Source organism: Nonomuraea sp. NPDC049141 (assembly GCF_040648415.1).
Classification (GTDB): Bacteria; Actinomycetota; Actinomycetes; order Streptosporangiales; family Streptosporangiaceae; genus Nonomuraea.
Genome location: NZ_JBEZDR010000004.1, coordinates 575,959 through 588,104 on the forward strand (window position 1 = coordinate 575,959; position 12,146 = coordinate 588,104).

7 protein-coding genes are annotated in these 12,146 nt (G+C 72.0%); 4 read left to right on the plus strand and 3 right to left on the minus strand.

All coding sequences use genetic code 11. The features are described 5' to 3' along the window. Positions 1-2: 2 nt before the first annotated feature. Entirely contained in the window at positions 3-1,055 is a 1,053-nt protein-coding gene (locus AB0B91_RS14955; protein WP_358318826.1) for a C39 family peptidase, read from the minus strand. 83 nt (positions 1,056-1,138) lie between these two features. Between AB0B91_RS14955 and AB0B91_RS14960 the strand changes: the two genes are divergently transcribed. Further along, positions 1,139-2,593: an SWIM zinc finger family protein gene (locus AB0B91_RS14960; protein ID WP_358318827.1), complete on the plus strand. Its 1,455-nt coding sequence runs from the start codon at positions 1,139-1,141 to the stop codon at positions 2,591-2,593. Continuing rightward, positions 2,590-5,475, plus strand: coding sequence for a DUF6493 family protein (locus tag AB0B91_RS14965; RefSeq protein ID WP_358318828.1), 2,886 nt, complete (start codon positions 2,590-2,592; stop codon positions 5,473-5,475). The genes AB0B91_RS14960 and AB0B91_RS14965 overlap by 4 nt, the downstream gene beginning before the upstream one ends. A 281-nt stretch (positions 5,476-5,756) precedes the next feature. On the opposite strand, the gene AB0B91_RS14970 is transcribed toward AB0B91_RS14965, so the two are convergent. Further along, positions 5,757-6,866, minus strand: coding sequence for a DUF5925 domain-containing protein (locus AB0B91_RS14970; RefSeq protein WP_358318829.1), 1,110 nt, complete (start codon positions 6,864-6,866; stop codon positions 5,757-5,759). Between the two features lie 80 nt (positions 6,867-6,946). After that, positions 6,947-8,449 (minus strand): serine/threonine-protein kinase, encoded by a 1,503-nt coding sequence (locus tag AB0B91_RS14975; protein WP_358318830.1) that lies wholly within the window; start codon positions 8,447-8,449, stop codon positions 6,947-6,949. Between the two features lie 92 nt (positions 8,450-8,541). On the opposite strand from AB0B91_RS14975, the gene AB0B91_RS14980 reads away from it, so the two are divergent. Together AB0B91_RS14980 and AB0B91_RS14985 are read left to right on the plus strand one after the other, a co-directional pair. Continuing rightward, positions 8,542-10,407, plus strand: coding sequence for a TrkA C-terminal domain-containing protein (locus AB0B91_RS14980; protein WP_358318831.1), 1,866 nt, complete (start codon positions 8,542-8,544; stop codon positions 10,405-10,407). Positions 10,408-10,820: 413 nt separating this feature from the next. Beyond that, positions 10,821-12,122 carry a serine hydrolase domain-containing protein gene (locus tag AB0B91_RS14985; RefSeq protein ID WP_358318832.1) on the plus strand — a complete coding sequence of 434 codons (1,302 nt, stop codon included), beginning with the start codon at positions 10,821-10,823 and terminating at the stop codon, positions 12,120-12,122. Positions 12,123-12,146: the final 24 nt, after the last annotated feature.

The window sequence follows — 12,146 nt, forward strand, 5'->3', positions numbered from 1 at the left end:
TGTCACCAATTGCCGGGGGAAGGGGGCAAGGAATGCTCGGGCGGGTGGATGACGTACACGATGCCGCCGCTGCCCGAGCTCCTGAGCCAGACGTTCTCGAACGCGGCCCGCGGATAGACCCGGCGCACGTCGGCGTCGCTCGGCGCGGCCGGGTCGTTGACGACGACGTCGCCCTCGGCGGTGAAACCGGTGACGACCAGGATGTGCCCGCCCGAGGAGTAGCCGGACCCCGGCAGCTCGTGCGCCTTGAACGCCAGCGACACGATCACCGGGATCCCCGCCCGGACGAACAGGTCCAGCTCGGCCGCCGACCGCAGCCTGGTCACGAACCCGGCCAGCCCGAAACGGCCCGCGTAGGCCACGTTGAACGGCCAGTTGCCGGTGCCCTGGTAGCTGTGGTCGAACGTGCCGCGCGCGGCGTGGTCGACCACGGGACTCGGGTCGCCGGCCACCACCCAGGCCAGCTCCTCAGGACCGGGACCGCGGCCCCAGAAGCCGACGACCATCGCCACCGAGGCGGGGCTGCACCAGTTGGCGCCCCCGCCGTCCAGCTCCGGATGGTGACCGGCGTGGGTGTACTGGGAGTGCCGGGGCACCACCAGTTCGACGGCCTCGGCTTTACCGGGACGGCTCAGGACGGGCGGACGCTGGGAGAGGGCGGAGGCCATCACGCCCAGGCAGTCCACGCGGGCGCCCGCTCCGTGGTGCGTGACCCGCACCCGGTAGGCCGTGACCGGCCGCCGCGCCACGAACGTGTCGACGGCCACGTCGCCGTCCTCGTCGCCCTGGCCGGGAATCGAGGTGCGGACCTCGCCGTGCTCGGCCCAGCGGCCCATGACGTACCACTTCGACAGCTCGCCCGTCGATACCCTGACCTGCAGCTCCACCTCGATCCACGTGCCGGGCGGGGTCAGCGCGGTCCACGAGGGGACCAGCTGGGTGGCGGTGAAGCCGATCCGGTGTTCCGGGCTGGTCCATGAGGTCAAAGGGGTGGCCGGCATGGCGAAGCGGGCGAAGGCGACGCGAGCCAGGTCCACGGTGAGCACCGAACCCATTGTGGTTTCGCACCGGTTGTCGCGCATCGGATGGTTTACGTACTGCGGTGATCTTGTCGGTGGTGATCTCTAATGTTCCGGCCATGACTCAAGCAGTGCAGGCGTATTCCTACGCCGGACCCTCCCTGCTCGCCGACGGCAGACTCGGTCTCTCGACGTCCGGTGGGACGGCGTTATCCGGTCCCCAGACCCATCCCCGATTCTTCAGCGGCCTGCTCACCCAGGCGGCGCCGGCCGCCGCGGGCCTGCTGGCCGTGGCCGACGTGGCGCTCACCCGCTACCACCAGCCCCGCCCCGGCTGGACCCGCGACCCGGTGGTGACCTGTGACGGGGACCGGCTCAGGTTCGAGTCGTTCTCCGCCTGCGGCGGCGTCTACGCCCGGCTCGACGTGCTCGCCCTCGACGGCGACGTGCTCGACCGCGGCACCACGAACGTCGACGTCAACGGCCCGCTCCGCGAGGCGCTGGCCAGGGTGGGCGGCCGGGACCCGCTCCACCTGGGCGTCGGGCCCGACGAGATGGCGGTGACCACGCTCGACGGCGCGGTCGTGGAGAAGAAGGTGCCGCTGCCGTCACGGTGGCTGCGCGGCTTCGCCGAGGTGCAGGTGATCGCGGCCGCCTTCGACCTGCGGGCCGAGCTGCGCGGACCGCAGGCCGTACGCTTCCTGCGCTCGCTGCCGAAGCGGGCGAACGCGACCGTCTGGGCGGTCCCCGCGGGCCGCGACCTGCGGGTGGCGACCGCGCCCGCGCCCGGCGGCGTCTGCCTGTCCGGGGCCGGCCGGGTCGCCACGCTGATGCCGCTGCTCAGGTTCGCCAAGGCACTGCGCGTGTACGGTCCGGCGGGCGGCGCCGGGCGCCAGACGAGTGGCCCGGCAGGCGGCGCCGAGCATCAGGCGAGCGCCTGGGAGCTGGAGCTGCCCGGCATGCGCTACACGCTGGCGATCTCGCCGCAGCCGTGGCGCGGCTTCTCCGGAGAGGGCGCGGTGCTCGACGACCTGGCCACCGACGAGGCCGCCGAGGACGCCGACGTGGTGGGGATGCTGCTCAACTTCGAGCCCGCCGTGGAGCTCGGGCTGCTGGCCGACCGCTCGGGCCTGCCCCCGTCGCGGGTACGCGCCGCGCTGACCCAGCTCGGCACGTCCGGGCGCGTCGGCTACGACCTGCACGAGGCCGCCCACTTCCACCGCGAGCTCCCCTACGACCGGGAGCAGGTCGCCGAGCTCAACCCGCGCCTCACCGCCGCCCGCGCGCTGGCCTGCTCCGGCGCGGTGCGCCTCTCCGGCGACACGGCCGAAGTGACAACCGATGGCGGCGTACGGCTGGTCCGCCTCGCCGAGGGGTCCTGCACCTGCCCGTGGTGGTTCGACCATGCCGGGTCGCGCGGCCCGTGCAAGCACGTACTCGCCGCCCGGATCGCCGCCCGGACCCGCGCCGAGGCCGCCGCCGGTGCCGGTGCCGGTACTGGTGCGGAGTCCGCCTCCCGCGCCCGTGCCGGGGCCGAGTCCGCCGCCCGTGCCGAGGCTGAGGTCGAGGCGTGAGTGCTTGGGAGGCCGTGGAGGAGGCCATCGCGACCCGTGACGCGGTGAAGGTCGCGGAGACCGTACTCGGGCTCGACGACGAAGGCCGGAAGGAGGTGGCCGGACGGTTGCCCGGCCACCTCCCGGCCGTCCGGCGGCGCTTCGAGCTCCCGAACGGATCCGACTGGCACGGGGACGTCGACGATGACTGGATCGGGCCGATGCGCGTTGCAGGGGCGGGCACCATCGGCGGCGCGGCCGCCGTCGCCGCCTGGATCAACCGCCGCGAGTTCGCGGGCCGGCGAGCCGAGCCGGCCGCCGTTGAGCCGGATGCGGTGGACCCGGATGCGGTGGAGCCGCTGCTCCGGGTGCTCGCCGCCCGGCCACTGGAATGGCAGGCCGACGTGGCGGTCCGCATGGCGTTGCGGCTCAAAGGCCCAGGCCCAGGCTCAGGCCCAGGCCCAGGCCCAGGCCCAGGCCCAGGCCCAGGCTCGGGCCGCGAGCAGGCGGCGTGGCTGGCGCTCCACCTGCTCCGGCGCAGCGGCGCGGTCCCGCCCGCGCACGACCCCCTCGTGGTGGCCTGGGTCGGCGAATCGCCCACCGCGCGGAGCCTGCGCGAGGATCCGCTCCGCGACCACCTGCTGCCGCTGATCTTCGAGGCGGAAGGCGTGGGCAGGGCGCTGCAAGGGGAACAGGCCGCGCCACTCCAGCCCGGCACCTGGCTGGAGTCACTGGCGGTGCTCCAGAGCGAGGGCACGATCGACCGGGGGCTGCTGATCGACGGCTGCCTCCGCCGTTTCCTGCGCGGCGGCTCGGCCGGTGACCTGCGCTTCTTCGTCCGTCTGCACGAACTCGTCGAACCCACCTACACCGAGGTAGCCTCACGGGCCCGCGACTACCTGCGGCTGCTGCCCGCCGCGCCGGGCGTGGTCGCCGAGCTGGCGCTGCGGCACCTGCGCTGCTTCGACGCCCTCGATCCCGCCGACGTGGCCGAGGCCCTGCAGGCGCTGCTGTTCAGGCCCGAGCGGAAGCTGGTGTCCGTCGGACTGACCTGGCTCGACCAGGCCGCCCGCGACGCCGATGACAATGCCGACGAGTACGCCCTGGCCCTGGCGTACGCTTTCGCCTGCGAGTCCCCCGACATCCAGGAGCGGGCCGCACGGCTGGCGCTCAAGCACGGCGCGCGGTTCACCCTCGCGGGCGCGGAGGTCATCCGTGACGCGCTCGGGCTGCTGCCGCCGGACCTCGGCGAACAGCTCGTCACCGTGTTCGGCGGTGAGGTGGCGGCCGACGAGGACGACGACTTCGTGCCCGTGCCGCTGCCCGAGTCTCCTTCGCTGGACGCCGGCTTTCCGCTGATCGAGGACATCCGGGAGCTGGGCGTCTTCCCCGACCGCGAGGACTGGCAGGGTGCCGAACGCTGGCTGGCGGCGTTCGTCCGGTTCTGCGCCGACGACCGTGACCTGCTCCGCTCGGTACTGGCGCGCGGGACGAGCTGGCCGACGCGCCTGGACGTGCAGCCGGAGTGGCGCTACCTCGACCAATGGTCCGAGGCGATGGCCAGGCAGATCGTCACCCCCGAGATCCGGTTCGGCCCGCCGCCCTCGCTGTCCTCGTCGGTGCCGTCACCGTCACCGTCGTCGTCGCGGTTGCCGTCGCCGTCATTGTCGTCGCGGTTGCCGTTGCCCGCGAGGGTGTCGCCGCAGCACCTGTTCCTGCTGCGGCGGTGGGCCGAGGTCCACGCCGCGCTGCGGGCGGGCACGCTGCCGCCGTACCTGCTGGCCACCCCGACGAGCGGCACCGGGCACCTGGATCCCGGCGTGCTGGTCGACCGGCTCGAAGGTTACGAACGTACCGGTGCCAAGGCCATGGACACCGACCTGTGGCAGGCGCTCCTGCGGCTGCCCCGATCGGTCGCGCCCGAGGTGGCGGCGCGTGCGGGCGGGCTGACGTCCGGGGCGGGCGGCACGGCGGCGCGTTGGATGAGCGACCGGCCCTCGCCGGTGACCGCCGTCGGGTGGACGCGCGGCATCACGCCCTACGCCGGCGACCGCGAGCCCTCCGGCGGGGAGCATCCCGACCTCGTGCCCAGGATCGACCTCCGGCACGGCGAGTCCGGTCTGCCGCTCGACCTCCGATACGGCGAGTCCGGTCTGCCGCTCGACCTCCGATACGGCGAGTCCGGTCTGCCGCTCGACCTCCGGCACGGCGAGTCCGGTCTGCCGCTCGACCTCTCGTCTGGCGAGGCCGGTCCGCTCCGTGACCTGTTCTCCGACCCGGACCGGCATCGGTGGGACGGCCACAGCGTCTACATGCCGTGGTGGCCCGCCGTGCTGCCGTCGGACCGGGAGGTGGTGGCGCTGCACTGCCTGCCGTTCCTGCTCTACCAGTGGAACGCGCTCGGGGTGGAGTCCGGCATCCTGCGGGCGCTGGTTCGGGCGGACGGGGTGGCGGGGGAGGGGGTGGCGTTGCTCTTGGCGTACTTCCTGGTCGAGCGAGACTCCCGGCTGGGCGGGACTCAGCCCAACGCGGGGGTCCGGGCGCTGGTCGGGATGGCCGAGCGGGGCGACCTGCCCGCCGCCGAGGTGGGGCGGCAGCTCGCGCTGCTGCTGCGCAGGGCCTGGTTCAAGCTGGGCGCGGTGGTCGAGTCGCTGGAGAGCGCGGCTCGGCACGGGGCGCACGTGGAGGTGTGGGAGGTGGTGGCCGGGTTCCTGGCCGTCTACCTGCCGGGGCCGGGGGAGAGTCCGCGGACCGCCCACACGCAGGCGCTCGGTTTCGCCGTACGGGTGGCGGCATGGGCAGGGGCCCGGGGTGAGCTGCCGTGCGTTGCGGAGATCGCGCGGCGCAAGGGGAGCAGCGGCTTCGTCCGTGAGGCGCGCCGCCTGCACGCTCGGCTCAGCTGATCCGCCTGTACGCCTGGCTCAGCTGATCCGCTTGCACGTCAGGCTCGGCCGATCCCTTGCCCGCTCGGCTCGCCTGATCCGCTTGTCCGCCCGGCTCATTGAGTGGGTCCGCCGGCCGGGGCACGTCGCCTTGACCGGCTTCCGCCCGGCGGGCCGCTGCCCAGCCGGCGGCTCGGCGGTCCGAGGTGCCGGCCGGTGAGGCGGTGGAGTCCGTCAGTGGTGCCGGCCGGTGAGGCGGTGGAGTCCGTCAGAGGTGCCGGCCGGTGAGGCGGTGTGGTCGGTCAGAGGTACAGGCCGGTGGACTCGCCCTCGGTGGGCGGCGGGATCGTGCGGCCCGAGCGGAGCGCGTACAGCTCCGCCAGCGTCGCCCCCGACGGCCCGACACCCTGTGACGAGCCGAGCCAGCGGACCGCCTCGTCCCTGGTCAGCGCGCCGATCTCGAGTTGGGCCAGGCATCGGCCAGGCCGGACGACGGCGGGGTGCAGCCGGGTCAGGTCCTCGTTCGTGGTGATCGCCACCAGCACGTCACGGCCCTGCCCCAGCAGGCCGTCGGTGAGGTTCAGCAGCCGCGACAGCCCCTGACCCGTCTGGGCCTTGGCGGACGAGCTGATCAGCTCGTCGCAGTCCTCCAGTACGAGCAGCCGCCACCGCTGCTTGTCCTCATCGGTGTCGTAGCCGACCGCCACCTCCATCAGGTAGCCCGGCTCGTTGAACAGGCGCTCCGGATCGAGTACGCAGTCGACCTGGCACCAGTCCTGCCACTGCTTGGCCAGCGACCGCAGCAGTGTGGTCTTGCCGGTGCCGGGCGGGCCGTGCAGCAGGATGAGGCGCCCGCCGATGTCGGCCGGGGTGACCGTCATCAGGCCGTCGAGCGACCGGCGCACCCGGGCGGAGTAGTTGCCGCTGATCTCGTCCCACGGCGAGGCGGTGATCGGCTTCTCGGAGCGGGTGCCGCCGTGCGCGCCGCGCCACCAGAAGCCCATCTCGACGTGGTCGGTGTCGGGCTCCGGCTCCTCGGCGCCGTCGGTGCACTCCTTCAGCACGGACCGGGCCAGCTCGTCGCTGACGGCCGTGACGCTGACGGTCGCGGTGCGGTTGCGGTGCCGGATGATCCGCAAGGTCCAGCCTTCGCCGCAGATCAGGCGCGACTCGGAACCGTCCTGCACCTGCGCGGTGCGGACGATCCGGCCCTGCTCGGGACGGAGCGCGGCGTCGGGGCGTACGCGCTCCAAGTTGGCCAGGCGGGACCAGGGCTGCACCCCGGTCGCGAACGGCGACAGCGCCAGAGCGTCGATGACGTCGATGGCGGAGTCGGCGTCGTCGATCCAGATGTTCATCGGAAGCTCGGGGGAGTCCGGACTGGGGAACGGAACCTCCTTAATCACAGACATAACAGTAATGATCCCGGTTCGCGGCCCGGTCTGTCGACGGGATTTGCGCAATTCCGGAGGTATTGCTGGCGCTCCGGGTGTCAGCTCCGGCTGAGCTCTCCGGTTTCCTCCACCAAGCCGAGGCCCGGTACGTCGCGCCAGAGGTAGGTGAGCTTGTCGCCGATGAGGGTGAGCGAGACCGTGCCCGGGATGCAACCGCCGGTTTCGGGCTGGAGGGTGAAGGTCAGCCGTGTACCGGCCACTTTGGTCAGTGTGATCTTGCCGGTGCAGCTGTCGCTGCTGTCCTTCTCCTCCCACCGGGCGCTGGACCGGCCGCTCGTCAGCTTGATCGTGTTGGTGGCGCCGTCGGCGTCGATCGGGTTCGTGGAGGTGGTGCGGCCGGACCACGTGCCGGCGAACGCGGCGGGGATCTTCAGCGAGCCGCTTTGAGACTTCTGCTCCGTGGTGGTCGCCGGGCCCGTGGTGTGTGTCGGATCGGTGGTGGCGTGGGTTGGTTCGGTCGCCTGGTCGGCGGTCTTCCCGGCGGTGGTGCGCGCGCTTGGCGTGTGGCTGGTGGACGTCTGGGCTCCGGTGCCGGTCGGGGCGCGGTTGATCCAGAGGAGGGTGCCTGCCGCGGCGCCCAGGGCGAGCACGGCCGCCAGCACGCCGATCAGCAGGCCACGCGAGCGGTTACGCGTGGAGACGTCGGTGGTGAGCGCCGCGGCTCGCGGCCCCGTATGCTCCCCGGCGCCCGTATGGGGGACGCCGCCCGGCGCTCCGGCGGGGCGGCCCGGCGAAGGGGCGGGCGGTGTCGAGGTGGGGTTGACCAGGGAGACCATCAGGTCCCGGGCCGTGGGCCGGTGCGCGGGGTCCTTCGACAGGCACGACGCCAGCAGCCCCCGCAGCCGGGGCGGCAGCTCCGACAGGTCCGGGTTGGCGTGCAGGACCCGGTGCAGCACCGCGGGCACCGTGTCCGCGCCGAACGGACTGCGGCCCGTCGCCGCGAACACCATCGTCGCCGCCCACGCGAACACGTCCGACGCGGGGGCGGCGGGCGAGCCGGCGATCTGCTCGGGCGCCAGATAGGCGGGCGTCCCGATCAGCCCCGACGTCATCGTCGCCGCGCCCTCCGCCCTGGCGATGCCGAAGTCCACCACCCGGGGGCCGTCGGGGCCGAGCAGGACGTTGGCCGGCTTGAAGTCCCGGTGCACGACGCCCGCCGCGTGGATGGCCGCGAGGGCCGTGGCGGTGCCCACCACCAGGCGTTCCAGCTCGCCGCCGCGCAACGGGCCGCGTTCGCGAGCCCGGTCGGCCAGCGACAGTCCCTCCACGAACTCGCTCACCACGTAGGGCCGCGGCCCCTCGATCGAGACGTCCAGCACGCGCGCCGTACAGAAGGAGGCGATGCTCTCCAGCGCGTCGAGCTCCCGCGCCAGCCGCGCGCGGGTCTCCTCGTCGCCGGTGCTGAGCAGCTTGATCGCGACCGCCTCGCCGTCGCGGGAGTGCGCCAGATAGACGACGCCCTGCCCGCCCTTACCGAGCCGCCCGGCGAGGCGGTACGCACCGAGCGATAGGGGATCGTCCGGGGCCAGGGGGGTCGCCATGGCGGCTACGTTACCGCTCACCATGCGTTGCGCCCGGTTGGGCCGGTACCTTGTCTCCTTGGTCAACTGACACCAACGTGGAGGTATTCGGAGTGGCGAGGGTGACGTTCCGCGAGCGGGCGCGGTATTGGTTCGACAACACCATGTCGAGGGGCACGGTCTCACTGATCGGCTGGCTGGCCGTGGTGTCGTTCGGGCTCATCGCGGTGGTCGCCGGGCTCACACTCTGGCTGGCCCCGGAGGAGCCCGACGGGGTCGGCGGCCCGGGCCAGGTGCTGTGGATCGCGCTCATGCACGCGCTCACCCCGAGCAAAGTGGCCAGCGACAAGGGGTCGGTCGCCTATATGGCGGTGATGTTCGCCGGGTCGCTCGGCGGCATCTTCATCGTCAGCATGCTCGTCGGCCTGCTGTCCAACGGCCTCAAGCAGAAGGTCGACCGGCTGCGCAGGGGCCGCTCCCGCATCGTCGAGTCCGGGCACACGGTGGTGCTCGGCTGGTCGGACCAGGTGTTCACGATCGTCGCCGAGCTGGTCAAGGCACACGCCAGCCAGCCGGGCTCGATCATCGCCGTACTGGCCGAACACGACAAGCTGGCCATGGAGGAGGACATCCGCGAGCACATCGGCGACCTGGGCAAGACCCGCCTGGTCTGCCGCACGGGACGTCCCACCGAGTCGCGTGACCTCAACCTGATGAACCTGGCCGCCGCCAGGTCCGTGGTCGTGCTCTCCCCGGAGGGCGAGGACCCCGACGCGCACGTCATCAAGATCCTGCTCGCCCTGGCCAAGCGCCCGGGAATCCGCCCGCCGGTCGTCGCCGCCATCGCCGCCAGCCGCAACATCGCCGCCGCCCGCCTGGCCGGCGGCAAGGACGTGCACCTGGTCGACTCCGACGACACCGCCGCCCGGCTCATCGTCCAGTCGTCGCGCCAGTCGGGCATGTCCGTCGTCTGCATGGACCTGCTGAACTTCGACGGCGGCGAGATCTACCTGCGCTCCGGAACGGAACTCGCGGGCAGCACGTACGGCGAGGCGCTGCACGCCTACGAGACGGCCACTGTCATCGGGCTACGCAGACCCACCGGAGTCGTGCTGAACCCACCCATGGACACCGTCATCGAAGCCGGCGACCAGGTCGTCGTCATCGCGCACGACGACTCCGCCATCCGGCTCGCCACCGGCACGCCCGCCCTCGACGAGACCGCGATCGCCGTCGCCGACAGCCCCCAGGCCGAACCCGAGCGCACGCTGCTGCTCAACTGGAACGGCCGGGCCGGCCAGATCGTCCACTACCTCGACGCCTACGTCGCTCCCGGCTCCGTCCTGGAGATCGCCGCCGACCACCCCAAGGCCGGGTCCGGCCTGTCGGACCTGGCGAACCTCACCGTGAACGTCAAGGAGTGCGACACCACGGACCGGTACGCGCTCGAGTCGCTCGGCGTCGGCCTCTTCCAGCACGTCATCGTCCTGTCGGACGACCGCTACAAGCCGCACCACGCCGACACCCGCACGCTCATGACGCTGCTGCAGCTCCGCGACATGCAGAGCGCGCTGGGCGAGCACTACTCGATCGTCAGCGAGATGCACGACGAGAACAACCGCGCGCTCGCGGAGGTGACGGAGGCCGACGACATCGTGATCAGCGACACGGTGATCGGTCTCCTGCTGGCCCAGCTCGCGGAGAACCGCCACCTGGCGGACGTGTTCGGCTACCTGTTCGACTCGCACGGGTCGGAGATCTATCCGCGCCCCGCCGGGTCCTACGTCGCGTCGGGGACGCGGGTCACGTTCTCGACGGTCATCGAAGCGGCGCGCCGCCGGGGGGAGACCGCCATCGGGTACCGCAACACCTCGGCCATCAACATCCCGCCGCACTACGGCATCGTCCTCAACCCACCGAAGTCCGAGCCCATCGTCTTGAACCGGCAGGACGCGGTCATCGTCCTGGCCGAACGCTGAACGGTTCCGGAAAACCACGTAGGCGTCGCAGCGCGGGCCGTAACGGCGGGACGTGGCACCCGGTTCAGCGGCCGTCTCCCTGGACAGACGCCCGCCCGCTGCGGCGGGTGGGGGCAGGTTGGCTGTGCCGTACAGGAAGGGAGAGCTTGCCGAAGGCAGGCGGATAACGACGCGGACTCCCACCCCGGACGGTGACCCACCCCGGACGGTGGACCTCCGCCCCGGACGGTGGACCCCCAAACCGGCGGGTGGACGCCCACGCGCGAGGTCCCTTGGCCGAGGCGGGACGGGCCTCGGTCGGGTGGTTTGGCGATGTGGGCGCCTCTGTCATCGGTTTCGCATGATTGGTGTCATCCCGAGCCGGTGACAATGCCGACTGACGCTGTTGGCGCTCCTGGATCAGGCTGATGGCTATGATTTCTCGCCATCCCAGACAGATCGACAAGTTACCTGCGGCGGCGCGCCGCACGAAGCGGGTCATGGCCGCGGTGACCGCGCTGGTCGTGGCAGGGGTTCTGGCCACGCCCGGCACAGCCTCGGCGGCGCCCGACCCAGGGCTCGACCGGCAGGCGCTCCGGCAGTCCCTCGATGCCGTCCACCAGGCCGGGATGTTCGGCATCTACTCCGGCGTACGCGACGGAGACAAGACGTGGCAGGGAGCGGCGGGCGTCGCCGACGTGGTGACCCGCCGGCCGGTGCGACCCGACATGGTCCACCGGATCGGCAGCATCACCAAGACCTTCACCTCGGTGGCGATTCTCCAGCAGGTGGCGCGCGGCGCCATCGAGCTGGACGCGCCGGTGAACCGCTACCTGCCCGGCCTCATCCCCGGCGACCGTGGCCAGAAGACCACCGTACGGATGTTGCTCAACCACACCAGCGGCATCGGCGACTACATCGCGGGTGCGTTCCCCTCGCTGCTGGAGGGCTCGGCCGCCAGCCTGGACGACAACCGGTTCCGTGAGATCGCCCCGGAAGAGCTGGTCAAGTTCGGTCTCGCCGCGCCGCCGACCGGGGAGCCGGGCACGACGCCCGGGTCCTACTCCAACACCAACTACGTGATCGCGGGCCTGCTGCTGGCGAAGGTGACCGGCATCAGCGCCGAGCAGTACATCACCCGCAACGTGATCCGCAAGGCGGGCCTGCGGCACACCTCCTTCCCCCGCACGCCGCAGATCCCCGGACCGCATTCCAAGGCCTACGAGTCCCTGTTCGGCTGGATCGACCCGCCACGTGACTACAGCGTCTACAACATGTCGTGGGCGAGCACCGCGGGCGCGGTCGTGTCCACCATGGACGACCTCAACCGGTTCTACCGGGCGCTGTTGCGTGGCGAACTGATCGGCGACGCCCAGCTCACCGAGATGCGGAAGACGGTGCCGGTCCTGGCGGGCGGCGTGGCGATCGACTACGGCCTCGGGATCTACTCCATCGACCTGCCCTGCGGACGGTTCTGGGGGCACGACGGTGGCGTGTTCGGCATGCTCACGCAGTCGCTGTCCAGCCCGGACGGCAAGCGGCAGCTGTCCTTCGGGCTCAACCTGGCCAAGTACCAGCACCTCGACGACAACGGAAACATCGAACCGAGCCCGATCGACTACGCCCTCGTGGATCATGTGCTGTTGGCGCTGTGCGGCCAGAGCGGCGCGAGGACGTCGCAGGCGTCGTCCCCGCTCGTCCTGTTCCCCACGGCGGGGCTGTCCGTCAAGCGTTGACAGGCACGACCCGGCCGCCGAGCG

Coding starts and splice junctions, on each gene's coding strand:
- AB0B91_RS14970 (WP_358318829.1), bottom strand. CDS start 6,866: ATGTCTGTGATTAAGGAGGTTCCGTTCCCCAGTCCGGACTCCCCCGAG.
- AB0B91_RS14985 (WP_358318832.1), top strand. CDS start 10,821: ATGATTTCTCGCCATCCCAGACAGATCGACAAGTTACCTGCGGCGGCG.
- AB0B91_RS14975 (WP_358318830.1), bottom strand. CDS start 8,449: ATGGCGACCCCCCTGGCCCCGGACGATCCCCTATCGCTCGGTGCGTAC.
- AB0B91_RS14960 (WP_358318827.1), top strand. CDS start 1,139: ATGACTCAAGCAGTGCAGGCGTATTCCTACGCCGGACCCTCCCTGCTC.
- AB0B91_RS14955 (WP_358318826.1), bottom strand. CDS start 1,055: ATGGGTTCGGTGCTCACCGTGGACCTGGCTCGCGTCGCCTTCGCCCGC.